This is a genomic window from Sphingomonas anseongensis, from assembly GCF_023516495.1.
GTDB classification, from domain to species: Bacteria; Pseudomonadota; Alphaproteobacteria; order Sphingomonadales; family Sphingomonadaceae; genus Sphingomicrobium; species Sphingomicrobium anseongensis.
Genome location: NZ_JAMGBC010000001.1, coordinates 603,151 through 629,381 on the forward strand (window position 1 = coordinate 603,151; position 26,231 = coordinate 629,381).

Consider the following 26,231-nt stretch of genomic DNA (forward strand, 5'->3'; position numbering starts at 1 on the left):
AAGGGTGCTTACTAAATCAACAACACTCCGGGAGGTTCCGGCAGCGGCTTTGGCAATGGAGCTTAGCGAAAGCGGGCGGCGAGCATCTCGAAGACGGCTTGATGGAGCGGACGCGCGAACTCGACTCCGACGCACATGTCATCGACCCAGCACACGGTCGCCTCGAGCAGCTCGAGCTGGTCGAATTTTACCCACACCGTTTCGTCGAGCTGCGGGCGCTCCCGGAACTCGAGCTTGCAGCCCTCACGCGAGAAGTCGAACGCCTTGGCGCCGAAATTGTCATGGCCGCGCCGGCGCAGCTTGACCATCGCCGTAACGGGGACCCGCGCGCTCTTGCGCGTGGCCTGCGCGCCAGCCTTTTTAAAGCCGCTGTCGAGATCACTCTTGCTCATACGTCCGACACCAAATGAGTTGCGCGCAAGGATTGGAGCAAAGCCTGCGAAAGCTCAATCGCATGGCCTCACGCATCCGCGAAATGAATGAGAAGGCCGCGCGTTATTTGCCTTGGTTGAGCCCGTTTAGCCAGGCATCGAAACCGGGATCGACCTCAACCTCGGGGGCTGCATCGAACGCCGCGGACTGCTGCTTCATCCGGTTCAACATCTCGTCCCAGCCTTCCGGTCGCGGCATGTTCGCTGGCGGGCTCGGCTGCGGCAGGCTGACCCGGAACGGGGCGTCGGTCGTCAGGCCAAAAGCATCCGCGGCCATGCCGCGAAGGTACAGGCTGATCGAGCCGAGGCGAACAAAGGTCATTGGATTGAACGCCTCGACGGGCCCTCGCGGCTTCCCATCCGGGCCGAGCCTCAATGAATCCAGCCAACTGCGTACCTGTCCCATCCGCCCAGCGAGTGCGTTGAGGTCGGCCACAGTCTCGGCGAGATCCTGCAGCTTTTGCGTGATGTGGTTGCGCCGCTCGTCCATCTGCGCCTTGTGCTGCTGCTTCCACTGGTCGCTTCCGGAATCGTAGGCTTTCTGCAGTTCGTCGAGAGCCTGTCGAAGCTCGGCCGGCCCGCGCCCCGTCAAATAGCTGTTGGCTCCGCTCAGCCCGGCTCTCTGGAGCGTGTTCTGCAAATCCGCGAGCGCCCGTGATGCGGAGTCGAGGCTGGTTCCGAGCTCGACGAGCGGTTTCCGCTCGTTTTGCAGGAGGTTCAGCAACTCGTTCTGCGCTTCCAGGGTGTAGTAGAAGCTGGCCGTGGTCGCCGACGGCGAGGTGATGAACTCCCACAGTTCGCCCATGACCGCTCGGCCGTAACCCTGACCCGCCGTGAAGCGGTCCGTCACTCCGAACTGGTCGACGGCATTGCCCAGCCCCACCTGGCCGAGATCTCCCAGCCCGTTGAGTACATTCGAGAGTTGGGCGTCCGTCGGCTTGCCGCCGGGGGCGGTCGTTCCCTGCCCGGCCTGGGTCAGGCCCACACCGGCATCTAGCGCGCCGCATCCGCCCTGGCCGGCTTGGCCAGGACTGCCTGATCCTCCGTGACCAAGCGTGCCGGCTGTGCCTAAACCCGCCTGGGCAAGGCCGTTCAGCGAGGCCTGGGTTACGGGGCTTACGACGTTCCGCAAGGCGGCCGCGTCGCCGCCCGTATCGAGCACTTTCAGCAGCAGGTTAATGTCGGCATCGTCATAATATTTGATGATTTCGGTGATGGGTTTCGATTCCCCCGCCACGATTCCACCCGCAACTTCCCCGGCGGCCGTACGGAGATATTCCGCAAAGTTCAGGCCGCGGCCTTCGACATAGGTTTTCAGCGATTTGAGGAGCTCCAAGTCCTGCGGGCTGATTTTCGCATCCTTCACGCCGCCCAGGATCTTGCGCGCCTGGAGTAGGGTGTTCGTAATCGGAGTGTTTGCCCAGCGGGGAATATCGTGCCAGCCGCGCGCCTCCGCGATGGCCTTCATCAGCGCCCATTCCCGCTCAGCGACATTGGCTCCGACCGCGGCCTTTTCGACGTTGACCCCGGCCTGCTGGGCGGCCTTGACCAGTCCCGTGTCGAGCTCAGCGAACTTCGCCGCGGTTCTCGCCGCCTGCTGGGCCTCATAACCCGCAGGACCCATTTTGATCAGATTGTCGATTTCCGTTCGGGCGATCAGCTGTTCGAAACCGGTTTTGGCGGTCGCCAGCTTCTGCTTCGCCCCTTCGAGTGCGACCGTATATTGGGATCCGGTCTCAGCCACCCTGCCCGCGACTGACGAAGCGCCGGTATAGCCCTTCATGCCAAGGATGTTCGGCTGCTGTCCCGGCGGGATGAGAGTCTTGTTGAATGCCTGCGTCTCGCCGAGCGCAGCGGCAGTCGCTTCCGTCGCCTTGCCGGCGGCCCCGGCCACTTGCGTCGTTTCAGCGGCCGCTGCGGCGGCACGCCGCGCCGCGAGGAACTTGTACGCCTTGAAACCGAGCTTCCCGACGCCGACACCCAGGTTCATCAGCGCGAAGGCCAGGTCCGCCTTTTCGTAGATCGCGCGCGACTCATACCAATTGGTCAGAAGGCCCTGGAGGCCGGTCGTCGATGAAGCGATGTAAACGTAGCGTTCCTGCCAGGTCGAAGTGGCGGCCAGATAGGCGTTGATATTCTTTGCAACGTCACCCTGCACCCGGGCGAGCTCGCCGATCATCCGGTCTTGGATCTGGTTCTCGTGCTGGAGCGCACGGTCCCATTTGATCTCAGTGTCGCGGTCGCGCGGATCGAGCGCGCCTTCCGTATAGCCAGCCTTGACCATGCCCTGGAGGATCAGGTCCATCAGGTCGTCGGGCTGAGTGACCTCGCAGCGCGGCTGCGCCTGGGGTTGAGGCGCCTGCTGGACCGGATTGTTGATGTTGATGACGGGCGGCCCGCCCTGCGCGATCTGCAGCGGGAATCCGACCTGCTTGCCGTCCCTGTTGCCGCCGGGATTGTACCTGCAAACGAGCCAGGAGGAGCCGCCGCCGACGGTGCGTGCGCAGCCGAAGGTGGTCGTCGTCGGCCAAAGGACCTGGCTGATATGGCCGACCTTGTACCAATCGCCGGTGGTGCTGATGTTCGGGAATGTTCCGGGAGTGAAATAGGGCCGCTCGTCTAGCCAGCTTTGGAATAGCCTCCCCGAATTCCAGTTCGGAAGGCCCTGGCTGATGTTCTCACGGATCGTTCCGCGCCCCTCGCGCGATGCATGGACGAGCTTTCCCGTTTGGGCGAGCGTAGTGGCGTAGGATAGCGCGGATCGCTCGAGCGCCGGATCCCATGCCATCGCCGGCGCACCATACAGGGAACGGATGCTGTTATGCCCCTTGAAGACGTCGATCATCTCGATGTCCGCCGGCCGCGTGCAGTTAAGGTCGATCGCGGGCCGACCGTCCGTCGGCACGCCTGGCTGCCTCGCCACCGTGGGAATCGTCTGCGACGGGCAGGTTCGGATCAGATCCTCGAGCCGACGTCCGGTCGGTAGCTTCTGCAGGTCCTCGCGGGTGACTGCCTGGACCGCGGAAGGCACGTCCTGCAGCACCGCTTCCGGTGCAGCCAGCGCCGGGGCCGGCACCAATATGGAGATGATGGAGATCGCCGAAACGCCGTTGCGAAGACCGGCCACTGTAGGTGACGGTGGATTGCGCATGCCTGCCCCCTGCCGCATGAACGGCACCTGCCCCACCGAAGCCGCAGCTTAGCACGAGCGACGCTCGCGGAAGAGTCCCTCAGACCTGCGTGGTGAAGGGCGAGAAGTCCGTGTGCTCGTCGTAAACGTCGACGCCTTCGCGGCGCTTCAGCCATCCCACCACCGCATAGGTGACCGGGGTGAGGATCACTTCCCAGCTGACCTTCAGGATGAACTGGCTGAGCATGACTTCTCCGAGGACGCTCAGCGGCCAGTCCATCATTCCGTAGAATGCCAGCGGGTAGAAAATCAGGCTATCGGCACCCTCGCCGATGATCGTGCTGCCGATGGTCCGGGTCCACAAATGCTTTCCCTTGGTCCACACTTTCATCTTCGCGAGCACGACTGAGTTCAGGAAATCGCCGACGAAGAATGCCGTCAGCGATGCAAGGATGATCCGCCAGCCCGATCCGAACACGCGTTCGTAAGCGCCCTGCCCCGTCCAACCCTCGGCGACGGGCAGATGGACGACGGTCCATTCCATCACGCCCATGAACAACAGCGCCGCGAAGCCGGCCCAGATTGCTCGCCTGGCGCGGGCGAAGCCGTACACCTCGGTCAGGATATCATCGATTACGTAGGAGATCGGGAAGAACAGGATTCCTGCGCCGAACGGCCATGGGCCGACCAGCGGAAGGTCGACCACCGACCTCTTTTCGGCACCGATGACGTTGGACAGCAGCAGGACGACAACAAAGGCCACCATCACGAAGTCGAAATAGCGGAATTGACGGCCCTTAAGGTCCGCCGCGTCGACATGTTTCGGCTTTCGCGTGAACGCCCCCACGGACGTTTCTTAGCCGCGTTGACGCCGCTTAGGCGAGCACCTAATTCCAGCGCCGGCGCGGGCGTAGCTCAATGGCAGAGCAGAAGCTTCCCAAGCTTACGACGAGGGTTCGATTCCCTTCGCCCGCTCCAGAACCGGCCGGTGACTAGCCGCTTACCACCTCAAAATCCGCGGCCTTCAATCGATCCCGGAGCACCCGCGCGCACCCCTCGGCTAGGTCCGCGTCTTCCGAGCGGACGACGAAATCGGCGCCGAACTTGCCGCCGCCGTAGAATGGATAACTCCCGATCGACACTCCCGGATGCTCGTCCTGCACCTCTTTCAGCAGTAGCGCGACGTCGCTTTCCGCCACATGGGCCCGGACGGTGACGGACACGATCGGCGAGCCGCCTTCCAGCTTTCCTTCCAGTCCCTCGAGCATCGAGCGTGCGATGTTGGGCACTCCGGCAAGGATATAAACGTTGCCCATCCTCACACCCGGAGCGCCCGACGTGGGATTGGGGATCAGCTCGGCGCCTTCGGGCACCCGGGCCATCCTGAGCCGGGCCTCGGTCAGCCCGCCGGGGCGACCGCGATAATAATCCTCCAGCACCAGCCGCGCCTGCGGGTGGACGACGACGGGAACGCCGAAGGCGGCGGCGATGGAGTCCACGGTGATGTCGTCATGAGTCGGGCCGATTCCGCCGGTTGTGAAGACATAGTCATGGACTGGGCGGAGAGCGTTCACCGCATCGACGATCGCTTCCAGCACATCAGGCACCACTCTCGCCTCAGCTAGGCGGACTCCCTGGCGGTTCAGCCAGTTCGCCACCTGCGCGATGTTCTTTTCCTCGGTCCGGCCGGAAAGGATCTCGTCGCCGATGACGACCAGCGCCGCGGTCCACACCCGATTCATCCAAGCGCCTCCTTCGTCCCTTCTACAGCCGCGCCGAGGGGTCGCAATCGCGAACGTCCCGGCCTATTTAGGTCCGATGACCCAGTATATTACCGTCGCCGGAGACGACCGCGTCGAAGCACGCAATGGAGTGATCAAGCTCCACGGGCCCGAGGCCTTCGAAGGCATGCGCCGGGCCGGGCGCCTGGCGGCGGAAATCCTCGACGCCCTGGTGCCGCATGTCGTTCCCGGAGTGACCACGGACGAGCTGGATTCGATCGTCCACCGGATGACGACCGAGGGCGGCGGGGTGCCTGCAACCCTTGGCTACCGCGGTTTCACGAAGAGCTGCTGCACGTCGATCAACCACGTCGTGTGCCACGGAATTCCCGGCGAGAAGGTTCTGAAGGACGGCGACATCGTCAATATCGACGTGACTCCGATCGTCGATGGCTGGCACGGCGACACGAGCCGGATGTTCCTGGTCGGCGACGTTCCGTTGAAGGCCCGCAAGCTGGTCGACACCACCTACGAATGCCTGATGCTCGGTCTCCAGCAGGCCAGGCCCGGCAACCGGCTCGGGGACGTCGCCCATGCAATCCAGCGCCACGCCGAGGCTAACCGCTACAGCGTCGTCCGCGATTTTTGCGGCCATGGAGTCGGGCGCCTGTTTCACGACAGCCCCGAGGTGATTCACGCGGGGCGGCCCGGGACAGGGCCAGAGCTGAAGCCGGGAATGATCTTCACCGTCGAGCCGATGATCAACATTGGGCGGCCGGACGTGAAGCTTCTCGACGACGGCTGGACCGCGGTGACCCGCGATCGCTCGCTCTCCGCACAGTTCGAGCATTCGATCGGGATTACCGACACCGGCTGTGAGATTTTCACGAAGAGCCCGAAGGACTTCGACAAGCCACCTTATCTGTAGTCGTTAAAGCCCGCCGGCACGCGCTGGCGTGCATCTGGGGGAGATCCCAGCGGCGCCGACGGGCGGTGCCGATCAGATCGACACCAACAGGAACAGGAGCAGGAAGGCCGTCAGCGCGACGATCGAGCCGACCACGGCCACGGTCGCCAACGGAAAGTCGCCCGCGCTGAGCTTGGCGGATCCGTCGATTTCGATCCGTGAATAATCCTTTGTCAAAGTATCCTCTCCACTATTCAGCGCCACGGCATTCCGGGCAGCGGTGACTCGTCGAAGAAGCAGCTCCGAAGCAGCGATCATCGTTGACGTCCTTCACGCGCGCACTTGCGACCCGAGCCGGCGGACGGCGCGTCAGAAATTCCGGGACTCGTGAAATGATGCGGCCACTGCCGCGACATCGCGCCCTGCCCCGCCCGTCAGGGGCGGAGCGTCAGGCGCTCAGGCTCGTGCGGTGCTGCTTCCGCCGTGGACTTGAGGACGACCAAGGATGGTGTTCTTAAACATCTGATCATCCATATGGACCCCCTTGGCGCGGTTTCAAGGCGGCCGCCGAAATGGTTCAGGCGGCCGCGCTGTCGCCTTTCGAATCCCACCTGGCGACCAGCTCCCGCGCGCGCTCGACGTCCTGTGGGAAGTCAACTTCTCCCCATTCCTCGCCGGCGATGTCGAAAGTCCACACGTCCGACTGTTGGGCGAGGTGGTGGATCACTCGCAGGTACCAGATGGTCGTGCCCTCGGGCGTGCGGATGTCGCGCTCGATCGCCTCGAGGAAGCGTTCCGCTCCGCCGGAGCGGAAAGCCAGCAGGCCGATCGACTCGCCGTTGACGCCGGCACTGATCCGCTTGCCGATCGACCGCAACCGGCCGTCATCATCGACGACCACTTTCATATCGTCGGAATCGTAGCTGTCCTTGCGGTCGATGGTCACACAGATGCCCTGACGCTGGTTGGCGATCACTCGGGCCATCAGCGGGTCGGAGACGAGCGTGTCGCCGTTCCAGACGAGGCAGTCTCCGGAGAGTTCGTCTCGGGCCATGAACAGCGACCCCAGGTTGTCCGCTACCTTGTAGAACGGATTGTAGACGGCGCGGACGTTGGGGCCCGCAGTTCTGTTCGAGAGCGCCTCGTTGACGAGTTCGTCATGGAAGCCGGTGACCACCACGGCTTCGCGCACTCCGTTTGCATCCAGGCAGTCGAGCTGGCGGTCAAGCAAGGTTCGGCCGCCAAAGTCGATCAGGCACTTAGGCCGGTTGTCGACCATGTGGCCGAGGCGCGAGCCCTGGCCTGCCGAAAGGATGATCGCCCTATCCATTTGGCGCCACTGCCTTTCAAATGCGGCGGCGATTGGGCATTAGCTCTGTCATCACCTGACAAGGGGCTTTCGGCGTGAAAAAGATCGAAGCGGTGATCAAGCCATTCAAGCTCGATGACGTGAAGGACGCGCTGCACGATGTTGGAGTGTCTGGAATCACCGTCACCGAGGTCAAGGGCTTCGGTCGGCAGAAGGGCCATACGGAGCTTTACCGCGGCGCCGAATATGTGATCGACTTCCTACCCAAGGTGAAGGTGGAGGTCGTGGTCGAGGACGTGCTCGTTGAAAACGTCATCGAGGCGATCAGCCAGGCAGCGCGGACGGGGCGAATCGGCGACGGCAAGATTTTCGTTCTTCCGATCGACGACGCGGTTCGGATCAGGACCGGCGACCGCGGAGCCGACGCGATCTAGATGGACGACCCACGCCTCGCCTCCATGTCGCCGGACGAGCTGAAGGCAGCGATGCGGACGCTCGGCTATCGCACGCAGGCCGACCTGGCGACCGCGATCGGGGTGTCACGCTCGGCGGTGAGCCTGTGGCTGGAAGGCAAGGTCGGAGTGCCTCGGCCGGTTGCGATGCTCCTTCGGATGCTCGTCGCCGCGCAACGCCGGATTTACTGATCCCAGGCAACAAACCGCTGCAACTACTCCCCCGCCGGCACGTTACGCTTGGCAATCAATTAGTGGGAGGAACGGCCATGCTTTGGACCATTCTCGTCATCTTGCTAATCCTGCTGCTGGTCGGAGCGCTTCCGCGCTGGGGCTATAGCAGCGGCTGGGGCTACGGCCCGTCGGGCCTGCTTGGGCTCATCCTCATTATCGTGGTCATCCTTCTCCTCACCGGGAATCTCTGACCGATCAACTTTTCTAGAAACGGGCTAACTACAGGGGTCCCAGTATGCGTACCGACGTCGCTTTTTTCACGCTTCTTTCGATTGCCGCCATCGCCGGGTGCAAGACGGCGAACACCGCTGCGGACGCAGTCAAGAGCGCCGGAGAAACGGTCGCAAGCGGAGCCGGCGATCTTGCCGGCGGTGCGGTTTCGCTGGTCAACGTCGACCTGTCGAACGTCCTCAACAATCTCGCGCTCGACCTGCACATCGACAAGGCGAACATCCCGATCAACGCGCAGATCCCGATAACCATCGCGGCGAACGTTTGTGGCGTGAACATCAACATCCTGTCGATGTCTGGCGGCGGAAGCTCCACCTGCACCGCCAACAGCATATCTCCGGAGCTAAAGCAGTACATTCAGCAGCAGCTCGCCGCCAACGGGTCGGTCGGAGGTGGCGACCAGTCGCAGATTCCGACGAACACGCAAACGCCGGTCACCACCAACACGACGACGAACACGACCCAGCGACCCCAGTAAATTTGTACAAGGAGAAGTAAGTATGGCTAGCAAGCCGATGAATCTGCTGGCTATTGCCGCCGCGGTTGCCACGTTAGGCGCGTGCAAGACGGAGGCGCCGCAAAGCAGTGGGACCACGGCGGCCACGGAAGGCTCGGCTGGAACAACGGGAACAAACGGCGCCACGGGATCGGGATCGAGCATCCCGACGCTGGTCAACGTCAGCCTGGAAAATGTGCTCAACGACCTGTCGGTATCGCTGCAGGTCAACCGCGATAGCATCCCCGTGACGGCGCAGGTACCGGTCGACGTCGCAGCCGCCGTTTGCGGCGTGTCCGTGGACGCCCTCGCCGCTTCGCTGGCGAGCGGCAACGGAAGCTGCAAGGCGACAACCACCAGCCCTCAATTGGTGCAGGTGGTCCAACAGCAGATCTCGACCGGCGGAAGCGTGACTGGCGGCGATCAGACGACCACCGTTCCGACCGTCAACGATATGATGTGAGTTAGCCGGGACTTTGCCGCGCTAGAACGAGGCGCGGCAACGGTCCCAGCTTCTCGTTTGCTTCCTGGATCGCGGCGGCAAGCTGTGAATAGCGCTCGGCCATCTCGAAATGCGCCGCGCGCGAGTGATCGCACGAAGCTGTGCCCGCAGCTGCGAGTTCCTCTTCCGCCCTCCGGCGGAAATAGCAAACGTCTGTTTCCATTAGGAAAACTTAAACCGCGCGTCCGAGTTTCAAGTTAACTCCGGTTACATCCTCTCGGGAAATCTCACCAACCTAGATTAGTCCTGTGAGCAGGTTGCTCAGACTCAGCGCTCCTGGGGTGAAAAGTTAACGGCGATCTGGATTTGCACCCGCACCGGCCCGACAAGCCTGTTCCAAGCTTCGGATTCGCGAACCTTCCCCGTGTTGCTCCAGCAGCAGCGCGGGCCGCCTTGGTTTTGAGTCCGCTAGCGCCAGGAAACGAGCAAACCGGGAGCGGCAAATGGCCAACGACGCGAGCAAGATCCTTTCGAAGATCAAGGATGAGGAGATCGAGTGGGTCGACCTCCGCTTCACCGATCCCAAGGGCAAGTGGCAGCACCTGACCATGGCGTCGGTCGTCATCGACGAGGACATGTTGACCGACGGCTTCATGTTCGACGGATCGTCCATCGCCGGTTGGAAGGCGATCAACGAGTCCGACATGATCCTGAAGCCTGACCTCGAGACGACTTACGTGGATCCCTTCAGCGCCACCCCGATGCTGATCCTGTTCTGCAACGTCGTCGAGCCTTCGACCGGAGAGCTCTACGGCCGCGACCCCCGCTCCACCGCGACTCGCGCGGAAGCCTATCTGAAGGCGAGCGGCGTCGGCGACACCGTCTTCGTCGGCCCCGAAGCCGAATTCTTCATGTTCGACGATGTCCGGTTCGAGGATGGCTATAGCGCCAGCGGCTACAGGATCGACGACATCGAGCTTCCGACCAACACCGGCCGCGAATATGAAGGCGGAAACCTGGCTCACCGCCCGCGCGAGAAAGGCGGCTATTTTCCGGTCGCTCCGGTCGACAGCGCGATGGACATCCGCGGGGAGATGGTTTCGACGATGCTCGAGATGGGCCTCCCCATGGACAAGCACCATCACGAGGTCGCGGCCTCCCAGCACGAGCTCGGCCTCACCTACGGAAGCCTGGTCCAGACCGCCGACCGGATGCAGATCTACAAATATGTCGTCCACATGGTCGCCCATGCCTACGGCAAGACCGCGACCTTCATGCCAAAGCCGATCGCCAAGGATAACGGCAGCGGCATGCACACGCACATGTCGATCTGGAAGGCGGGCAAGCCGCTGTTCGCGGGTAATGGCTATGCCGGGTTGAGCGAGACCGCGCTCTACTTCATCGGCGGGGTCATCAAGCACGCCCGGGCGCTCAACGCGTTCACCAACCCGACGACCAACAGCTACAAGCGCCTGGTTCCGGGTTTCGAGGCGCCGGTCCTGCTCGCTTATTCCAGCCGCAACCGTTCGGCCTCCTGCCGGATCCCGTACGGCGCTGGGGAGAAGGCCAAGCGGGTCGAGTTCCGCTTCCCCGACGCCCTGGCCAATCCCTATCTCGCTTATTCAGCGTTGCTGATGGCGGGCCTCGACGGCATCCAGAACCGAATCCATCCGGGCGATCCGATGGACAAGAATCTTTATGACCTGCCGCCGCAGGAGCTGGTCAACGTTCCCACGGTCTGCGGAAGCCTTCGCGAGGCGCTGGTGAACCTGCAGGAAGATCGCGCCTTCCTGACCAAGGGCGACGTGTTCAGCGACGACCAGATCGACGCCTATATCGAGCTCAAGTGGGACGAGGTGATGCGCTGGGAGACCACGCCCAGCCCCGTCGAGTTCGACATGTATTACAGCAGTTGATCAGCTGGCGGCTTTCCCTCGGGTCCGCTCCGCGTTGCCCGAGGCAAAGACGAAATAGATGACCAACCCGACCGCGTTCCAGATCAGGAACCATTCCTGGGTGTACCTCGGCAGGCTGTAGAAAAGATAAGCGCAGCCGAGGATGCCGATGAGCCCGGTCACCCACGGCAAGGGCGTCCGGAACAGACGCTTTGCATCGGGGTCACGCCGTCTGAGTGTCAGCATTGCTGCGCACACCGCGATGAAGGCGGTCAGCGTTCCGGCATTTGCCAGCGCGACTAGGTCGTTCAGCGGAACGAGGCCGGCCAGTGCTCCGACCACGACGGCCGTGAAGAGCGTGATTCGGACCGGATTACGCCGGCCCGAGAGCCGTGCAAGCGGCGCCGGAAGGAGCCCGTCTCGCGACATCGCGAGGAAGATTCGGCTTTGTCCGTAGAAGAAGGCGAGGATCACCGTCGGGAGGCCCACCGAAGCCGACAGAGCGAGCAGCTTCGCCGCAACCGGCTGGCCAATGTCCCGAAGGATCAGAGCAAGCGGTTCTGGGGAATCCACGAAACGCTGATAGGGCTCCGCACCGATCGCCGCTGCAGCGACCGCCATGTAAATGAGCACGCACAGAACCATCGAACCGACGATTCCGATCGCGAGGTCGCGGCCGGGGTTCTTCGTTTCCTCCGCTGCCGTGGCGATGGCGTCGAAGCCGTAGAAAGCGAAGAAGATGATTGCGGCGGCCGCCATCACCCCAACCTCCTGCCCCGAAGGCCCGCTCTTGACGAAGCCGTAGGGCATGAACGGCGTGAAATTGTCGGCTTGAAAGACTCTCAGCGCCACGACGATGAACATCGCCAGCGCAAGCATTTTGATTGCAACCAGGATCGAGTTGAGAGTCGCGCTCTCGCGCATTCCGTAGATGAGCATCCCGGCGATTACCGCGATGATGAACACGGCGGGAAAGTTAAACACTCCGCCGAGAAGAGGCGCCGTCGCAAGTTCCTGCGGAATACCGATCAACGGCGAGAAATAGCCCGACCAGCCGACTGAGACGGCGCTGACCACCAGGCTGTATTCTAGGATGAGCGACCAGCCGACGAACCAGGCGATCAGCTCGCCGAATACGACATAGCTGTAGGTGTAGGCAGATCCCGAAGCAGGTATCATCGTCGCGACCTCAGCATAAGCGAGGGCCGCGGCCGCGCAGATCACGCCGGCGATCACGAAGCTCAGCATCATCGCAGGGCCGGCCTTGTCGGCTGCAGTGCCGATCAGAACGAGTATTCCCGTACCGACGATCGCCCCGACGCCGAGGAAAATGAGATGGTGCCAGGACAGAGTCTTCTTGAGCCGGTGCTCCTCGGGCATCGCTTCAGGCGGCACGACGATTTTGCGGACGTTCCAGTTTCTCATGCGGTGCTTACCCCCGTTCGCGCCACTGCTCGCAACCGCGGCGGCTCGCGTCAATAATCCTTGCTGACACGAACGCTCGCCTGCGCTCGTCCGATGGTGGAAACGGTGGACAAAACGGAAAGCCAGCGCGTGATCTCATATTCGACGCGAGTGGCGGAATATTCGTGCCCGTCGGTGATCACTTCGACGTAGAGCTTTCGGCCGATATACTTGCCGCCGGCGATCGCAGTCTTCTGTCCGGTGGCGATGTCCGCAGGAAGGATTCTCAAGCGGTCGAGGCCCACCGCTCGGCGCAGTGCGTTGATCGGATCGAGGCTCCCGGTGCCGCTGTTGAGCGCGGCGACTGCCGAAGCGAGCTGGAAGGCTTCCGGCGCCGACAGGTTGGTGATCGAGGTTCCGAACAGGATCCGCGACAGCAGCTCGTCCTGCGGAAGCTGCGGATTCGACGCGAAGCTGATTTCCGGCTTCAGCCCGGTCCCCTGCACGAGGACCGTCGCGTCAAGCCCCTGCACCTGCGCGAGCGCGCGGATATCGAGAAGCGGATCGGGTGGGCTTTCGCCGCGGAAGCGGATGACTCCGCGGTCGAGCCGGAAGGTCCGGCCGGCGAAGTCGTAATTGCCGCGGACCAAGTCGGCGCGACCGGTGAACGCCGGAGAATCGGCGGCTCCGCCGACGTGGATGTCGGTCGTCCAGGTGCTTCGGATTCCAAGGCCGCGAACCTGCAACCCGCCGCCCGCAAGTTCGATGTCCAGCTTCCACGGGTGAAGCTGCTCGGTTTCGATCACGTCCGCGGGATCGAGGCCCGTATGCTTGACGTCGAGCTGCGGCACCGCGGCGGCGCTGCTCGCCTGGCCCAGGGTGAAGCGGCCGCCGTTGAGGTGGAGATTGCCGGAAATGGTGCCCCCGGCGCCGTTAGACTTCACCCTGAGCGGGCCGGTTACGCGCGCCGCGATATCGTCTCGGTTGAGCAGCTGCGCCTCGGACGCATTGAAGGCCAGGTCGAGCAAGGTCCGGCCTTCCGAGAAGGTCACGGCTCCCGATCCGGCGATCGTGCCGCCGCCCGATGTTTGGCCAGATAGCCTGCTGAACACCAGCTTCGGCCCGGCAAACACACCCTGCGCGACCAGATGGTCGATCACGGTTCCGGTGACGGGGCTTTCCAACTTCGCATTGTCGGTCCGAAGCGCTCCGCGGATCGTCGGATTGGCGAGGGTCCCGCGGATGTCGGCACCGATCGCGGCTGGCCCGGTAAGGTCGAAAATCTCCACGCCCGACAGCCGCCACAATGTGTCCGCCGGGCCCTGGTATCGAAGCTGCGCGAACAGCGGCGCGTTCATCAGCGCCGTCATCACCGATCCCGCGCCGAGCGGGGCGAAGCGCGCCTGCGCCCGCCCGATGGTCTGCCCCTTGCTCACCGCGACCGCGCGCAGGCCCGCCTTGTCGCCGGTCAGGATCGCGGCGACTCCAAGGTCGATCGGCTGCGACGCCAGCACGAGCCCGGAGCGGCTGAGGCCGCGGACGGTCAGGTTCAGCCGGCCCGAGCGCGTCCCCTTCCACGCATAGTCGAGGCTTCCGCTCGCCAGGCCGCCCATATCCAGGTTGGGCCAGGCAATGTTGAGGACGCTGAGCGGGACCGACGCGAGCTGGGCGTGAACGTTGGGGCTGGATCCGCTGTTGCCGGAGACGACGGCATGGCCGCCGCCGAACGCGACGCGCGTCGGCGACAGCGCCCAGCCGTCGCCGGAACGGGTCAGAACCGCCGGCTGCTCGAGCACCAGTGCTTTTCGCTCAACCGACCCGCGCCCGCTGAGCCGTATCCGGTCGGGAGAGACGTCGGCGACGGTCGTGAACTCGAATTCGGCACCACGGCGACCGGCAAAGGCGGCGCGGACCTGGCCCGTGCCGTTGACCAGGTTGGCGTTGGCGGTGAGCCGCGCAATCGTCACGCCATTCATCTCGAGGCCGCGAGCGGTCACTACGCCTGACATCGTCGTTCGCTCGTCGGCGAGCACGACCGTCCCGTCCAGACGTCCGCTCCTCACGGCAAGCGCGCCGGGGAAGCTTGCGCCGTTGGCGATGAGGTGCGCCTCGATCTTCTGCGCGTTACCGACGGGCGCGAAGGCCAGATTGCCGGTCAGGCCGCCGCCAGCGACATCGAGGCCGCCCGTGAAGCCCCCCGGATCGGCGCGAAGGCGGCCGCTTGCATGTGCTCCGTTCACGTCGAGCGATGCCACATCGATGACGGTGCGCCCGCCGCGCGGCAGCAGTATCTGGCCCTTGCTTGTGAAGGGTCCGAGCCGCGATCCGCCGTTCGCGCGATAATCATAGCCCGCCGCGATTGGATTAAGGAAAATTCGAACGTCCTTCAGGCCCAGTGTGTCGTTGGGACGGTCGAGAACCAGGTCGACTTTCGGCCGCGCGATATTGCCGTCGAGAGTCATCCGGACCGGCCCGTATTTCGCCTGCCGCCCACGAGCGATGACGTGGAAGGTGCCGTCACGAAAGCGCACCCCTTCCCCCGATAGCCGCAGCTTGGGCGAATAGAGTTGGAGGTTCGAAAGGTGCAGGATCCCGTCAGGCGTTCGGGTAAGGTTGGTTTCAAGCCGCGGAAGGCCTCCGGTCAGGCTCATGAAGAAACTGTTGTCGAGCCGCCTCACCCATGCCTTGGCGGTGCCAGTGACGAGGGACCCGTGGCCGCCCGGCGCCGGCACGACCCGAAGGTCACTGAGCACATCGACGATGCCCAGGCCCTCGATAAAGTAGCGGTGCATTCCGCCCGACAGCAGCACCTGGAACTGGCCGGTGACGAGGTCGATCAGCAGCGATAACTTGCCGTTCAGCTGGGCGCTCCGGAGCTGCAGATTTTCACCGCGAACGAGCTTGGGCGTAATGGTCAGCATTCCATCGAGGCTGGCGTTGGCGAGGATTGCGCTGGCGACATCGCCGACCCCGGTGATGGCTCGAGCCTTCAGGTGCAGCGGGACCTGCATCGGCCACTGCGAAAGCTGAGTCCGTCCTTCCGCGCGCACGTCGACGAAGCCCGTATTGTCGAACTTCACTGCGGGCGAAGTGAGCCGGTAGGCCAGGGTCGCGGTGCTGAACGGACCGTTTAGCGTGACCAGCATCCGCACCTGCCGCCCGGTCATGTTGGTGAACAGCGCCTGCGGGCGAAGCAGGTCGAACCCGATGCGCACGGAGCGGAAGCTGTTCTGGGCGAGGTCGAGGGCGCCGGTCGTGGCAATCCGGAGCGAACCCGAGCCGAGGATCAGCCGGCCGTCGAGGATACGGTCCTTCAGCTGGGCGCTGCCGGTCACGCGGACAATCGGCGACGTCAGCCGCAGCTGGCGCCCGCGAAGGAATTGCGATGGCTTCAGGGCGCCGGAGAGGCCGAAGGTACCGTCGGACGCAGTGAGGGTGAACCTGGCGGTCGGGCGGCCGGAAAGGTTGAGCGCCGCTGCGCCCCGCCAGCGCTTCCAGGTTCCGTCGCCGGTGATCACAGCGTCCATCGAACGCTTCGATCCGAACAGCGCCGGAAGCACTCCATTCGCGGCCGAGCGGGCGCGAACTTCGAGGTCGAATCGGTCGCCGTCCGGCTCTGCGTCCAAATTGAGCAGGAGCCGGTCGGAGCGGTCGATCGCGGCGCCCATCCTGATCACGGCCCGGCCGGAACGGACATCGGCGCTCCCCTTCAGGCGGCCAACGCGGGGCGTTCCGGAGACAGCCTTGCCGACGTCGAGCCGGTCGATCGACAATTCGCCGATGTGGATGTCGAAGCCGGGGAGGATCGGGCCCTTCTTCGCGCTCGGCTTGAGCTTGGGCAGCCGGACCAGGGTGGCTCGGTCAGCGTGAAGCCGGTCGATCGACAGCTTGTTGTACAGCCATGCGCCTGGGGCCCAGTCGAGTCGAATGTCGGGCGACGTGAAGAACACGCCCTTCTGGTCGAGGATCTCGACATTCTTGAGCCTTGATTCGCCGAAGATAGAGCCTTCGATTCGCCCAATTCGGAACCTGAGGCCCGATGAGGTCTCGACCTGGGCGAGCCGGTCGACGACCCAGCGGTGCCCTGGCGCGGTGTCGAGCACGAACAGGCCGATGGCGAGGAGCAGAGCGAGGCCGAGCAAAAGCGCGACAAGCTCCTGAAGGAGCCTTCGTGCCCAATTGCGTTTCAGCCGATAGGGCGGCCGCCCACCGCCGCCTTCGACGAGCGCAGCCTCGGCCATTAAAAGGCCTGGCCGAGCGAGACCGCCACCGCGATCGGGCTGTCGCCGTGGCGCGGATTGAGCGGGGTCCCGACGTCGATCCGGATGGGGCCGAAGCTGGAATAATAACGGAGACCGACGCCGGCGCCGAACTGCCAGCGGCTTGCACCGGGCAAGATATTGTTGGTCAGCGACCCTCCGTCGAGGAAAGGCACGAGCCCGAAGTTGCCGCCGAACGCCTTGAGCCGGAACCGGGCCTCGAGCGCGAACTCGGTGAGGGTCTTCCCTCCCACCGGATCGTTTTCGAAGTCGACCGGCCCGACGCGCTGGTAGCCATATCCGCGAACCGATCCGCCGCCGCCCGAATAGAATCGCCTCGACGGCGCAATCGACGGCGCGTCCGCGCCGAGGATGCTTCCCAGGCGCACCCGCCCGGCGAGAACAGCTGTCCCGGCAACAGGAAGGTAGGCGCTCGCGTCGATTTGCGCGCGGGCGTAGGCGAAGGACCCGGACTTGGCCGAGATTTCCGGGCTGAGCCGGCCGGACATCCTGAACCCGCGAGTCGGATCCAGGAGATCGTCGCTGCCGTCATAGGCAAGGCTGACCGGAAGTGCAGTGATCAGGAAGGTCTTGGTTTCCTTCACGTTGGGATCGCTGAACACCCCGCGCTCGTCGGTGGCCAGGAGTTCGGTGCCCACGCCCCAGGTCCAGCGCTTGCGCCAGATGATGTTGCTCTGCCGCTCGATGCTCCCAAGGAAGCGAATGGTGCGCGCCTCGTATGCGTCGAACTTGGTGTGGCTGGCGGTCAGCTGAAGGTCGAGAACGCGGTCGCGCCTCATGAAATTGTTGCGCCTGAACTGTACGCCCGCCAGCTGCTCGCGAGTGCCCAGAATTCCGCGCAGCGAGAGCGCTCCTTCCGGGTTGAAGAAGTTTCGGTCCTGCCAGCTGACGTCGAGCCGGGCGCCCTCGCCCGTCCCATAGCCAAGCTCCCCAGCTATGGTGTGGCGCGGAGCCGGAGTCAGGGTGACGTCGAGGTCGACCCTGCCCTGGTCGGTCACCGGCACGACCTTAACCTCCGCGGAGGCGACAAGGCCGGTGGCGATCAGCGCGCGGCGGAGATCGTCGACCCTGTCGCGCTCGAACCTCTGGCCCGGCTTGAACCTCGCCATCTCGGCGACGTGGCGGGCGCTGAACGGCGGCTTCCCGCTGACCCGGATCGCCCCGAAATGAGCAACCGGCCCCGGGTTTACCGGAAGCACGAGGGTCGCGAGGTGGGTCTGGTGATCGACGACGATTTGCTGCTCGCCAATGTTGGCGAGAGCGAAACCCTCCTCGCCCAGCGCAACCTTGAGCGCAAGGTTGGCCGAGATCACCTCCTGCGCATTCACGGGATCGCCGAATTTGACGGCAAAGGACTGGCGAAGTTTCTCGGCGTCCGGGCCGGCTGCCTCGAGCCCAGGAAGCTCGACAGACCGGAATCGATATTGCTGGCCCGGCTGCGCCTCCAGGGTCACCCGGAGAACGGAGCCTTCGGGTTCGATGGCGGGCTCGACGAGCGCGTCATAATAGCCTTGGGATCGCAGAAGCTCGGCAAGCAGCTCCGAATCGTCTTCGGCGCGGCGCTGGATTTGGGCGGCGTTGGCTTCCTCCCTTCGCCGTTCGTACAGCGCGGACTGCTTCTCGAACGCGTCCACCAATTCCTGCCGATTTCCCAGCCGCTCGAGCCCGTCGATCACGATCGCATAGGCATGCTCGGAGTCGGTCTCGGTAATTGCAGCCGCTGGAGCGTCGGGCGCCTGTTGCTGAGAGGCGTCGGGCAGGTCCTTGCCGATCTCCGGCCACGGCACGCCGAGGTCCGGCATGGGGTCAAGCGGCGCGGATGGGTCGATGTAGGTGGAATCGGGTTGCGGCTCAGGTGGGGGTGACGGGTTTGCTTGCTGGGCGACAGCAGGGGCGCAGGCAAATGCCGCCGTTGCGGCCGCACAAAGCAGCCGCGCGATGACCCCCACCCCAGCCCGCTCGTCCATTGGTGCAGACTAGAGGGCGGACATGAACCGCGCCAGACCGGCCAGACGATTTAGTGAACGCTTCCGCGCACTTCCTCGCTGCTCAGCGTGACGATGACCCGCTCGATCTGCCGCCAGTGACAGAAGCGGACCAGGTTGCCCGCGTCGCGGCTCTCCTCCGCACGGACGGCTGCCTCGAGACCGGCATTGTCGCCGAAGCGCTCGATCAGCTCCGCTGCATCGGCAAGCGCCGGGCGGCCCGAAATGAAGGGAGAGTCCATTGAAGCGCCTTAGCCCCGGAGCCGTTTCGGGACTGCGGATGAACATCGTCAACGGAGCGTTGACCATCTGCTCTCCGCCGATTGCGAAGGCCTGTCATCGGACCTAAGCTGCCTCCGAGAGCGGGGGCTCACCAATGAGCGATGTATTCGTCTCGTATAAGGCAGAAGACCGGCGGCGGGTTAAGCCGCTGGTCGATGCGCTCGAGGCCGAGGGCTATTCGGTCTGGTGGGACGAGCAGATCGGCGGCGGCGCGCAATGGCGCCACATGATCGAATCCGAGCTCAACGCAGCCAAATGCGTCATCGTTGTCTGGAGCAAGCGCTCGGTCGGGCCGGAAGGCACGTTCGTGCAGGACGAAGCGACGCGGGCGCAAGAGCGCCGCGTCTATGTGCCGGTGCTTCTCGATAACGTCCATCTACCGCTGGGCTTTGGGGAGATGCAGGCGCTTCCACTGAGTGGATGGAAGGGCGGCCGTTCCGAGCCGCGTTTCCAAGCCATCCTTTCTGCGGTCGCCAGGCTCGCCGGCGAGTCGAGCGGTGAGGCGATCTCCGCTTCTGGCGGCACTGGGCTGAGCCGGCGAAACGTCATTGCCGGAGGCAGCATTGCCGCAGTCGCCGTCGCTGCCGTTGGCGGCTACGCGCTCTTCAAGCCGACGTCCGCTTCCGCTGCTGGAAGCATCGCCGTCCTGCCGTTCGCCAATTTGAGCGGCGATCCCTCCCAGGCCTATTTTTCAGATGGAATTGCCGAAGAACTTCGGAGCGCCCTGGCCCGCCTTGCCGGCCTGAAAGTCGTAGGCCGAACCTCCTCGGAAGCGGTTCGCAACGACGATGCGGAGACCGCTGCGAAAAAGCTCGGCGTCGGCAACATCCTCACCGGAAGCGTCCGGCAGTCCCCCTCGACCATTCGCGTCAGCGCGCAGCTCATCGACGGCCAGAGCGGGATCGAACGCTGGTCGCAAAACTACGATCGCAAACCGGGCGATGCGATCGTCATCCAGACGGATATAGCCGAGAATGTGGCCCGGGCGCTCAGCATCACGCTCGGCGGGTTCGAGCATGAAGCGATCACCGCCGGAGGCACAAAGAACCCTGAGGCCCAAAAGCTTCTGCTTCAGGCGCTCGAAGCGACCCGGCGCGGCGATAAGGATGCGTTGCAGGAGGGCATTTCCCTCGCCGACGCGGCGATCAAGCTCGATCCGAAATATGCCGATGCTTATGCGAACAAGGCGCTGTTCACCAATTGGTATGCAAGCACCTATTCCGATGGTCTTCCGGAACTTGTGCGGCTTCGTTCAGATGCGATGGAAACCGCCAAGGTCGCGCTTCGGCTCGCTCCGAAGCTCGCCAACGCTCACCATGCCTTGGCGGAGATTTACCGCGTCGTCTTGGACGTTGGGCCCGCAATCCGCGAGTATAAGATTGCGCTTCAGCTCGCGCCCGCCAGCCCTGCCGTGTTGTCGGATTATGCCTTCATCCTCGGAGCGCTCGGAAACAGCACGGAGTCGATCAGGCTTTCCGATCAGGCGATCAACCTCGATCCGTTGAGCGTCAACGCCTACTTCGTTCATTTTTCCGCCCTGCTCGCCGCCCACCGGTTCAACGAAGCGGTCGAGTTTTCACAGAAGCTCGAACGGACGCGACCGTATCTGTTCAACTGGCCCGAGATCGTCGCGACTGCGCTCGTTGCCCAAGGCAAGCTCGCCGAGGCCCAGGCCTATCTGAAGCGAGCACCAACGGACAATTACAACCGTCTCGTCAACGAAGCGGTGATCCTCGCCCAGACAGGGAAGAGCAAGGAGGTGCCGGCGGTGATCGAGAAGATGCGCCAATCCTATGGCGACGCCGCAAGCTACCAATATGCCGAGGTCTATGCGCAGCTCGGCGATAAGGATCGAGCCTTCGCGGCGCTCGATCGGGCATGGGTAATCCGCGATTCGGGATTGCTCCGAGTGGAGCGCGACACGTACATCGACCCGCTTCGGAGCGATCCCCGCTATGCGGCACTGCTCCGGAAGATGAACTTCCCCGCCTGACGCTGGCGCTTGCAGCCGCGGTCTGCCAAGGCGCGGCAATGGACGGACAAAACAAGCGCGCTGGCGGCTGCTTCATCATGGCGGCAGTCCTGCTGGGGTTCCTCGCCGGCCTCGTAACCGGCAACGCGCTTCGCGGCGTCTGGATCGGCCTTGGCGCGGGAATTGCCGTGGCGGTCGCCGTATGGCTGCTCGACCGGCGCCGAAGCTAGAGTCTCAACCCAGCTTGCGCCCGGCCCAGATCACCCGGCCGATGCAGTGGATCGCGTCGATGTCGCAATCGGGCCAGTCCGGGTAGGCAGGATTGTCCGACTGGACGGTTACCCGTCGTCCGGTGGGATGGATCGCGAGCCTTTTCACGACCAGGACATCGTCCGCGCGAAGGACGTAGATCCCGTCCCGGAGCCGCTCCATACAGTCGCCGAGGTCGACCAGGATGTCGTCGCCGGCATTCAGCGTCGGCGCCATCGAATCCCCCTCGACACGAATGATCGACAGCTTCGATGAAGCCGACGGAGTGAGCGTCCGGAGCCAGCGCTCGTCGAACGCGAAATAGGGTCCTCCCCTTTCCTCCCCGGCAAATGCGCCCGGCCCGGCCGAGGCATGCACGAGCGTCCGCTTCACGGGAATGAGCCCTGGCGGAGGCTTGTCCGCATCGGGCGGGCCGCCGAGCAAGGATTCGGGAACGCCGAAGAAGCGAGCCAGCTTCTTTCGCTCTTCCTCCTTCAGCTTCCTCGGAACACCACGGCGTACGAATTGCTGGATGTAGGCCGAGTTGCGGCCGAGCATTCGCGACAATCCGGCGAAATCTTCGCCGCGCTCGGCGCAGAGGCGCTCCAACACGGCACGGGGATTGGACTCCATGGTTGGTCTCATAAGTGTAGGCATGTGCCTAGACAAGTAGGAATTGCGTTGGGAATGGATGGGCAGCCGAGTCGTCAGACGAAGTGGGGAATAAGCGTGTATCTGCTAAGAGAAGTCGAGAAATTTCTACGCCACCAGGAGGTCGCACCAACCCGATTCGGCCGGGATGCTGTCGGCGATCCGCGGTTTGTTTTCGATCTGCGCAAGGGGAGAGAGCCGCGCCCGCGAACTATACAGCGGGTTCTCGCCTATCTGGAGACGCCGCAATGATGCGGCTGGCCATGTCCCCCGCCGCCGCGGGGTTGCTGCGTTCCCTGCTTCGGCGTGGCGGCGTAAACCGCGATAGGATTTTGCTTACCGAGTTCCGTTCAACGGATTGGCAATCATTAACCTTTACAGGCGAGCAACACAAAATTCGCCTTCGTGTCCCAGCGCCGGATGCGGGGGCGATAGTGGCAAGGCTGGTTAACGGACTTGAAGATTCCGAGTTCTCCATCCCCGGCCATGTGGTTGCCGACATCGCGCTTGCAGGCGAGCCCGATCAACAACCGGACGGCTCGCTGGTGCTCACCATCGAGGCGTTGACGGTCGAGGACTAGTTTAAGCGAGCGACTGGCGAAGCTCGGCGAGCGCAAGTTTCAGTTCGTCGGCCGGACTGAGGCGCTCGCCAGCGCCGGCGCCACTTGCCTTGTTGCGCAGGTGGCGCTCGATCGAATCGCGCAATTCGCCGGCGGTGGGCATGGGCCGCGGCATCGCAACGACGTTGGTGGCGCTCACCGCCATGGGCTTGTCGAGCAGCAATTCGGCAAGCTCCTCCGCCGCCTCGCTCTCGAACTCGAGCGGGCGGAGCTCGAACTCGGGAAGCTCGAAGCATCGGCGTGCGAGGAGTCGGGCGAGAAGGGCCATTCACGCTTCCTACCCTGCCAAAGGTTGCCGGCTGGTTAGGCAGACGCCGAGGATTCGATCAGCTCAACGAGCGCTTCCGTAAAGGGCTTCACGTCGTCGGGGTTGCGGCTGGTCAGGATGTTCCCATCGATCGTCGCCGGTTCGTCCACGACCTTCGCCCCGGCATTGGAGAGATCTGTGCGGATCGAAGGCCATCCCGTAACTTTTCTGCCCCGCACGAGATCGGCTTCCACGAGCAGCCAAGGGCCATGGCAGATCGCGGCAACCGGCTTGCCCGCCTGCGCAAACTCCCTGATCAGCGCAATCGCCGGCTTGTTCATTCGCAGGGCATCCGGGTTTCGGACCCCGCCGGGCAGGACCAACGCGTCGAAATCGGCCGAGCGAGCGTCCTCGATCCTCACGTCGGGCCGGATCGTCCTGCCCGGATCGTCGTGCACCGTCGCCTGGATCGGCCTCAAGTCCGGCGAGGCGAGCATTACCTGCGCGCCCATCGCCATCAGCATTTCGCGCGGGCCGAACAGCTCCGACTCCTCGAACCCGTCGGTGGCGACGATGAGCACCCTTGAATCGCGGATTTTCGGCACTTGGTGACTCCGTTCGGCGAACAGCAGGAACCGCCCTGCCCCGCCGGTCGCTTAGGCGATCATGCCGGAACAGAAGCAAAGGTTGCGCCACAGCAGCGATAGCGAGCCAGGGTACTCGCGCAAGCGGATGGGCCGCTACTGGGCCTATTTCGACGAGGCGGGTGAACGCGTGACCGACCGCGACACGATCGACCGGCTCAATTCGCTGGGCCTTCCCCCGGCCTATACCGACGCCTGGTTCTGCAAGGATTCCAACGGGCATCTGCAGGCGACCGGGATCGATGCGCGGGGCCGCAAGCAATATCGCTACCATCCTGACTTCCGCGCCCGGGCCGACAAGAAGAAATTCTCCGGCCTCCTCCAGTTCGGCGAGGCGCTACCGAAGATCAGGACGCGGGTGGAGGAGGATCTTGGCAGCACGGGAATGAGCCGGGAGAAGGTGCTCGCTGCCGTCGTCCGGCTCCTCGACACCGAATATCTGCGCATTGGGAACGAACGCTACGCACAGGACAACAAGAGCTTTGGTGCGACGACGCTTCTCTGCCGCCATGTGAACACCGACGGCGGCAAGGTGAAGATGCGCTTCAACGGCAAGCACGGGAAGCTCCACGAGCTGGTCATCACCGATCGGCGGCTTGGCCGGATCGTCCGCCAGTGCAAGGAGCTGCCCGGCCAGGCGCTGTTCCAGTACATCAACGGCGAAGGGGTGCCGCACCCGATCACGTCCGATGACGTCAACGCCTACATTCGCGAAGCGAGCGGAGGCGAGTTCACAGCCAAGCATTTCCGCACCTGGTGGGCGAGCGTCATCGCCTACGGCGAGATTCTGGAAGCGGACGAAGCGAGCCGGGTCAGCGTCCAGACCGTCGTCGAGCCCGTGGCGGAAGCGCTTGGGAACACGCCGGCGATCAGCCGCAAGTCTTATGTCCACCCGGCGCTGATCGAGGCGATAAAGGACAATCCGCGCGACCCGCTTGGCGGCATCGAGCCGCAGCGCAAGCGCAAGTGGTTGTCGTCTCCGGAAGTCGGCTTCCTCAAATTCCTGGAGCGAAAGCAAGGCACGCAGCGCAAGCGCGCTGCTTGATTTCCACGGCCCGAACCGGCCATGACCGCCGGCGATGGACGAGCGCATCATGTGGCCCTCGCGCGCCGCCGCCTGGCTGGCGCAGAACCGGCACGAGCTGATGATCGGCGCCGCCGCGGCCGTCGCTGCGGTCGCGCTGATGCTCGTCCTTCGCGAAATCGGCCGCCAGATCGCCGCCAGGGACCCACATTGCCGCACCTGGCGCTCGGTGATCGGGCGCGTGTTCGCCAGGACCAGCATCGTATTCATGGTCGTCGCCGCGCTCGACGTGCTCGCCAGCTACTCAGAGCCGCCGGAGCGGATCGCTCGCCTGATCGATGTCGCGTTCATCATCGTCGCGGCGTTGCAGGCGGCGGTGTGGGCGCGCGAGCTGGTAATGGGAATTCTCGCTCAGAAGGCGGGCGACGAACCGGGGGAGACCTCTCTCGACAACGCCCGAGCGGTGATCCGCGTGCTCGTCAGCGTCGCATTGTTCGCGATCGCGGTGATTGTCATCCTCGACAATCTGGGCGTGAACGTCACCGCGCTTGTCGCCGGGCTCGGCATCGGCGGAATCGCAATCGGCCTCGCGGCGCAGGGAATCTTCTCCGACCTGTTCGCCGCGCTTTCGATCCTCTTCGACAAGCCATTCCGTCGCGGCGACACCATCAGCTTCGGTAACAGCGTCGGAACCGTCGAAAGGATCGGGCTGAAGACGACGAGGCTTCGCGCCCTGAGCGGTGAACAGCTGGTGATGGCCAACACCAAGCTTCTCGATCAGGAAATCCGCAACCTGGCCGAGGGGCAGAGCCGCCGCACCAGCCTCAATTTCGGAATCACTTACCAGACGCCGACCGAGAAGCTGGAGGCGATTCCGGACCTCGCGCGCCAGGCGGTGGAGAGCCGCCGGGGCTGTGCCTTCGTCCGCTGCGCGATGACGGGCTTCGGGCCGTCCAGCCTCGACCACGAGCTGCTGTTCGATGTCACGACGGTGGACCCCAACGTCCTCGCAGCTGATCGAACCGCGATCATGATGCACATCCTTCGCGAGTTTGCGGAGCGAAAGATCGACTTCGCCTATCCGACGCAGACGACCTTCACGGCCGCGCCCGACGGGAAGATGATCATGCCCTATGCGGCCGCTCCGGCGCGCCGCTGATGCCCGTCGCAACGATTGACGAAATTCGCGGCCGCACCGGGCAGGAGATTGGCGTTTCGTCCTGGCTGACGATCGACCAGGAGCGGATCTCCGCCTTCGCCGACGCGACCGAGGACCGGCAGTTCATCCACGTCGATCCGCAGGCTGCCGCGCAGACACCGTTCGGCGGCACCATCGCGCACGGCTTCCTCAGCCTGTCGCTGCTATCGCGAATGGCTGCCGAGGTGATCCTGGTCCCGGACAGCACGCGAATGATCGTAAACTACGGACTCGACCGGGTTCGGTTCTTGGCGCCGGTCCGATCCCGCAAGCGGGTCCGGGGCCGCTTCACCCTGGACTGCGTAGAGGACAAAGCGGCGGGACAAATTCTTTTACGCCACCTCGTGACTGTCGAGATAGAAGATGAGGACAAGCCAGCACTATCGGCCGTGTGGCTGACCTTGCTGTTCACCTGAAGGAGAGCCGA

At 63.9% G+C, this 26,231-nt stretch carries 26 protein-coding genes and 1 tRNA gene; 14 read left to right on the forward strand and 13 right to left on the reverse strand.

The genetic code is table 11. From position 1 onward, the window contains the following. Nucleotides 1-62 precede the first annotated feature (62 nt). The 3 genes from LZ519_RS03070 to LZ519_RS03080 all read right to left on the reverse strand — a co-directional run bounded on the left by LZ519_RS03070 (nt 63) and on the right by LZ519_RS03080 (nt 4,408). The gene (locus tag LZ519_RS03070; protein ID WP_283937280.1) at nt 63-392 is read right to left on the reverse strand and encodes a PilZ domain-containing protein; all 330 of its coding nucleotides are present in this window, start codon (nt 390-392) and stop codon (nt 63-65) included. Between the two features lie 103 nt (nt 393-495). Further along, entirely contained in the window at nt 496-3,582 is a 3,087-nt protein-coding gene (locus tag LZ519_RS03075; protein WP_249867261.1) for a CAP domain-containing protein, read from the reverse strand. A gap of 79 nt (nt 3,583-3,661) precedes the next feature. Further along, nucleotides 3,662-4,408 (reverse strand): queuosine precursor transporter, encoded by a 747-nt coding sequence (locus tag LZ519_RS03080; RefSeq protein WP_249867262.1) that lies wholly within the window; start codon nt 4,406-4,408, stop codon nt 3,662-3,664. A gap of 57 nt (nt 4,409-4,465) precedes the next feature. On the opposite strand from LZ519_RS03080, the gene LZ519_RS03085 reads away from it, so the two are divergent. Beyond that, nucleotides 4,466-4,539 (forward strand) — tRNA-Gly (locus tag LZ519_RS03085). 14 nt (nt 4,540-4,553) lie between these two features. Here LZ519_RS03085 and LZ519_RS03090 read toward each other — a convergent pair. After that, on the reverse strand, nt 4,554-5,303 hold the full coding sequence (locus LZ519_RS03090) for a competence/damage-inducible protein A (protein ID WP_249867263.1): 750 nt from the start codon (nt 5,301-5,303) through the stop codon (nt 4,554-4,556). Nucleotides 5,304-5,379: 76 nt separating this feature from the next. Here LZ519_RS03090 and map point away from each other — a divergent pair, with 76 nt between their 5' ends. Beyond that, entirely contained in the window at nt 5,380-6,210 is an 831-nt protein-coding gene (gene map / locus LZ519_RS03095) for a type I methionyl aminopeptidase (RefSeq protein WP_249867264.1), read from the forward strand. 72 nt (nt 6,211-6,282) lie between these two features. Here map and LZ519_RS03100 read toward each other — a convergent pair whose 3' ends face one another. Both LZ519_RS03100 and LZ519_RS03105 read right to left on the reverse strand, forming a co-directional pair. Then, a complete protein-coding gene (locus LZ519_RS03100; protein WP_249867265.1) occupies nt 6,283-6,507 on the reverse strand; it encodes a hypothetical protein in 225 nt (74 codons plus the stop codon). Nucleotides 6,508-6,766: 259 nt separating this feature from the next. Further along, nucleotides 6,767-7,519: a phosphocholine cytidylyltransferase family protein gene (locus tag LZ519_RS03105; RefSeq protein WP_249867266.1), complete on the reverse strand. Its 753-nt coding sequence runs from the start codon at nt 7,517-7,519 to the stop codon at nt 6,767-6,769. A 74-nt stretch (nt 7,520-7,593) separates the two neighbouring features. Here LZ519_RS03105 and LZ519_RS03110 point away from each other — a divergent pair, with 74 nt between their 5' ends. From LZ519_RS03110 to glnA, 6 genes are all read left to right on the forward strand, one after another. Further along, nucleotides 7,594-7,932, forward strand: a complete 339-nt coding sequence (locus LZ519_RS03110; RefSeq protein ID WP_249867267.1) for a P-II family nitrogen regulator — start codon at nt 7,594-7,596, stop codon at nt 7,930-7,932. Next, nucleotides 7,933-8,142 (forward strand): helix-turn-helix domain-containing protein, encoded by a 210-nt coding sequence (locus LZ519_RS03115; protein WP_249867268.1) that lies wholly within the window; start codon nt 7,933-7,935, stop codon nt 8,140-8,142. A gap of 77 nt (nt 8,143-8,219) precedes the next feature. Further along, on the forward strand, nt 8,220-8,375 hold the full coding sequence (locus LZ519_RS03120; RefSeq protein WP_249867269.1) for a DUF3309 family protein: 156 nt from the start codon (nt 8,220-8,222) through the stop codon (nt 8,373-8,375). A gap of 44 nt (nt 8,376-8,419) precedes the next feature. After that, the gene (locus LZ519_RS03125) at nt 8,420-8,893 is read left to right on the forward strand and encodes a hypothetical protein (RefSeq protein WP_249867270.1); all 474 of its coding nucleotides are present in this window, start codon (nt 8,420-8,422) and stop codon (nt 8,891-8,893) included. Between the two features lie 22 nt (nt 8,894-8,915). Further along, nucleotides 8,916-9,374 (forward strand): hypothetical protein, encoded by a 459-nt coding sequence (locus LZ519_RS03130; protein ID WP_249867271.1) that lies wholly within the window; start codon nt 8,916-8,918, stop codon nt 9,372-9,374. A 482-nt stretch (nt 9,375-9,856) separates the two neighbouring features. Then, nucleotides 9,857-11,269, forward strand: coding sequence for a type I glutamate--ammonia ligase (gene glnA, locus LZ519_RS03135; protein WP_249867272.1), 1,413 nt, complete (start codon nt 9,857-9,859; stop codon nt 11,267-11,269). Here glnA and LZ519_RS03140 read toward each other — a convergent pair whose 3' ends face one another. Genes LZ519_RS03140 through LZ519_RS03155 form a run of 4 tightly spaced genes read right to left on the reverse strand, consistent with a single transcriptional unit; the run spans nt 11,270 to nt 19,159 of the window. Further along, on the reverse strand, nt 11,270-12,673 hold the full coding sequence (locus LZ519_RS03140) for an amino acid permease (RefSeq protein WP_249867273.1): 1,404 nt from the start codon (nt 12,671-12,673) through the stop codon (nt 11,270-11,272). 50 nt (nt 12,674-12,723) lie between these two features. Continuing rightward, nucleotides 12,724-16,893, reverse strand: coding sequence for a translocation/assembly module TamB domain-containing protein (locus LZ519_RS03145; RefSeq protein ID WP_249867274.1), 4,170 nt, complete (start codon nt 16,891-16,893; stop codon nt 12,724-12,726). Beyond that, a complete protein-coding gene (locus LZ519_RS03150; RefSeq protein WP_249867275.1) occupies nt 16,893-18,899 on the reverse strand; it encodes an autotransporter assembly complex protein TamA in 2,007 nt (668 codons plus the stop codon). The genes LZ519_RS03145 and LZ519_RS03150 overlap by 1 nt, the downstream gene beginning before the upstream one ends. Nucleotides 18,900-18,949: 50 nt before the next feature. Continuing rightward, nucleotides 18,950-19,159 carry a hypothetical protein gene (locus LZ519_RS03155; RefSeq protein WP_249867276.1) on the reverse strand — a complete coding sequence of 70 codons (210 nt, stop codon included), beginning with the start codon at nt 19,157-19,159 and terminating at the stop codon, nt 18,950-18,952. Nucleotides 19,160-19,293: 134 nt separating this feature from the next. Here LZ519_RS03155 and LZ519_RS03160 point away from each other — a divergent pair, with 134 nt between their 5' ends. Further along, nucleotides 19,294-21,192, forward strand: coding sequence for a TIR domain-containing protein (locus LZ519_RS03160; protein WP_249867277.1), 1,899 nt, complete (start codon nt 19,294-19,296; stop codon nt 21,190-21,192). Nucleotides 21,193-21,230: 38 nt separating this feature from the next. Continuing rightward, entirely contained in the window at nt 21,231-21,401 is a 171-nt protein-coding gene (locus LZ519_RS03165; protein WP_249867278.1) for a hypothetical protein, read from the forward strand. Between the two features lie 4 nt (nt 21,402-21,405). Here the strand turns inward: LZ519_RS03165 and LZ519_RS03170 are convergent, their stop codons facing one another. Then, nucleotides 21,406-22,053, reverse strand: coding sequence for a S24 family peptidase (locus tag LZ519_RS03170; protein ID WP_249867279.1), 648 nt, complete (start codon nt 22,051-22,053; stop codon nt 21,406-21,408). A 266-nt stretch (nt 22,054-22,319) separates the two neighbouring features. On the opposite strand from LZ519_RS03170, the gene LZ519_RS03175 reads away from it, so the two are divergent. After that, complete coding sequence (locus LZ519_RS03175) at nt 22,320-22,652, forward strand: hypothetical protein (RefSeq protein WP_249867280.1); 333 nt, start codon at nt 22,320-22,322, stop codon at nt 22,650-22,652. A gap of 1 nt (nt 22,653) precedes the next feature. Here LZ519_RS03175 and LZ519_RS03180 read toward each other — a convergent pair whose 3' ends face one another. Continuing rightward, nucleotides 22,654-22,959 (reverse strand): hypothetical protein, encoded by a 306-nt coding sequence (locus tag LZ519_RS03180; RefSeq protein ID WP_249867281.1) that lies wholly within the window; start codon nt 22,957-22,959, stop codon nt 22,654-22,656. A gap of 35 nt (nt 22,960-22,994) precedes the next feature. Continuing rightward, nucleotides 22,995-23,543 (reverse strand): type 1 glutamine amidotransferase domain-containing protein, encoded by a 549-nt coding sequence (locus tag LZ519_RS03185; RefSeq protein ID WP_249867282.1) that lies wholly within the window; start codon nt 23,541-23,543, stop codon nt 22,995-22,997. Nucleotides 23,544-23,604: 61 nt separating this feature from the next. Here LZ519_RS03185 and LZ519_RS03190 point away from each other — a divergent pair, with 61 nt between their 5' ends. The 3 genes from LZ519_RS03190 to LZ519_RS03200 are packed head-to-tail and all read left to right on the forward strand — an operon-like array spanning nt 23,605 to nt 26,220. After that, nucleotides 23,605-24,627, forward strand: coding sequence for a DNA topoisomerase IB (locus tag LZ519_RS03190; protein WP_249867283.1), 1,023 nt, complete (start codon nt 23,605-23,607; stop codon nt 24,625-24,627). A 34-nt stretch (nt 24,628-24,661) separates the two neighbouring features. Further along, nucleotides 24,662-25,765, forward strand: a complete 1,104-nt coding sequence (locus LZ519_RS03195) for a mechanosensitive ion channel family protein (RefSeq protein WP_249867284.1) — start codon at nt 24,662-24,664, stop codon at nt 25,763-25,765. Further along, nucleotides 25,765-26,220, forward strand: coding sequence for a MaoC family dehydratase (locus LZ519_RS03200; protein ID WP_249867285.1), 456 nt, complete (start codon nt 25,765-25,767; stop codon nt 26,218-26,220). Before LZ519_RS03195 ends, LZ519_RS03200 begins: the two co-directional genes overlap by 1 nt. Nucleotides 26,221-26,231: the final 11 nt, after the last annotated feature.

What these genes read in the sequence shown, in the direction of transcription:
- LZ519_RS03070 (WP_283937280.1), bottom strand. Translation starts at nt 392, where the DNA reads ATGAGCAAGAGTGATCTCGACAGCGGCTTTAAAAAGGCTGGCGCGCAG.
- LZ519_RS03075 (WP_249867261.1), bottom strand. Translation starts at nt 3,582, where the DNA reads ATGCGCAATCCACCGTCACCTACAGTGGCCGGTCTTCGCAACGGCGTT.
- LZ519_RS03090 (WP_249867263.1), bottom strand. Translation starts at nt 5,303, where the DNA reads ATGAATCGGGTGTGGACCGCGGCGCTGGTCGTCATCGGCGACGAGATC.
- map (WP_249867264.1), top strand. Translation starts at nt 5,380, where the DNA reads ATGACCCAGTATATTACCGTCGCCGGAGACGACCGCGTCGAAGCACGC.
- LZ519_RS03100 (WP_249867265.1), bottom strand. Translation starts at nt 6,507, where the DNA reads ATGATCGCTGCTTCGGAGCTGCTTCTTCGACGAGTCACCGCTGCCCGG.
- LZ519_RS03105 (WP_249867266.1), bottom strand. Translation starts at nt 7,519, where the DNA reads ATGGATAGGGCGATCATCCTTTCGGCAGGCCAGGGCTCGCGCCTCGGC.
- LZ519_RS03115 (WP_249867268.1), top strand. Translation starts at nt 7,933, where the DNA reads ATGGACGACCCACGCCTCGCCTCCATGTCGCCGGACGAGCTGAAGGCA.
- LZ519_RS03120 (WP_249867269.1), top strand. Translation starts at nt 8,220, where the DNA reads ATGCTTTGGACCATTCTCGTCATCTTGCTAATCCTGCTGCTGGTCGGA.
- LZ519_RS03125 (WP_249867270.1), top strand. Translation starts at nt 8,420, where the DNA reads ATGCGTACCGACGTCGCTTTTTTCACGCTTCTTTCGATTGCCGCCATC.
- LZ519_RS03130 (WP_249867271.1), top strand. Translation starts at nt 8,916, where the DNA reads ATGGCTAGCAAGCCGATGAATCTGCTGGCTATTGCCGCCGCGGTTGCC.
- glnA (WP_249867272.1), top strand. Translation starts at nt 9,857, where the DNA reads ATGGCCAACGACGCGAGCAAGATCCTTTCGAAGATCAAGGATGAGGAG.
- LZ519_RS03140 (WP_249867273.1), bottom strand. Translation starts at nt 12,673, where the DNA reads ATGAGAAACTGGAACGTCCGCAAAATCGTCGTGCCGCCTGAAGCGATG.
- LZ519_RS03145 (WP_249867274.1), bottom strand. Translation starts at nt 16,893, where the DNA reads ATGGCCGAGGCTGCGCTCGTCGAAGGCGGCGGTGGGCGGCCGCCCTAT.
- LZ519_RS03150 (WP_249867275.1), bottom strand. Translation starts at nt 18,899, where the DNA reads ATGGACGAGCGGGCTGGGGTGGGGGTCATCGCGCGGCTGCTTTGTGCG.
- LZ519_RS03155 (WP_249867276.1), bottom strand. Translation starts at nt 19,159, where the DNA reads ATGGACTCTCCCTTCATTTCGGGCCGCCCGGCGCTTGCCGATGCAGCG.
- LZ519_RS03160 (WP_249867277.1), top strand. Translation starts at nt 19,294, where the DNA reads ATGAGCGATGTATTCGTCTCGTATAAGGCAGAAGACCGGCGGCGGGTT.
- LZ519_RS03165 (WP_249867278.1), top strand. Translation starts at nt 21,231, where the DNA reads ATGGACGGACAAAACAAGCGCGCTGGCGGCTGCTTCATCATGGCGGCA.
- LZ519_RS03170 (WP_249867279.1), bottom strand. Translation starts at nt 22,053, where the DNA reads ATGGAGTCCAATCCCCGTGCCGTGTTGGAGCGCCTCTGCGCCGAGCGC.
- LZ519_RS03175 (WP_249867280.1), top strand. Translation starts at nt 22,320, where the DNA reads ATGATGCGGCTGGCCATGTCCCCCGCCGCCGCGGGGTTGCTGCGTTCC.
- LZ519_RS03180 (WP_249867281.1), bottom strand. Translation starts at nt 22,959, where the DNA reads ATGGCCCTTCTCGCCCGACTCCTCGCACGCCGATGCTTCGAGCTTCCC.
- LZ519_RS03190 (WP_249867283.1), top strand. Translation starts at nt 23,605, where the DNA reads ATGCCGGAACAGAAGCAAAGGTTGCGCCACAGCAGCGATAGCGAGCCA.
- LZ519_RS03195 (WP_249867284.1), top strand. Translation starts at nt 24,662, where the DNA reads ATGGACGAGCGCATCATGTGGCCCTCGCGCGCCGCCGCCTGGCTGGCG.
- LZ519_RS03200 (WP_249867285.1), top strand. Translation starts at nt 25,765, where the DNA reads ATGCCCGTCGCAACGATTGACGAAATTCGCGGCCGCACCGGGCAGGAG.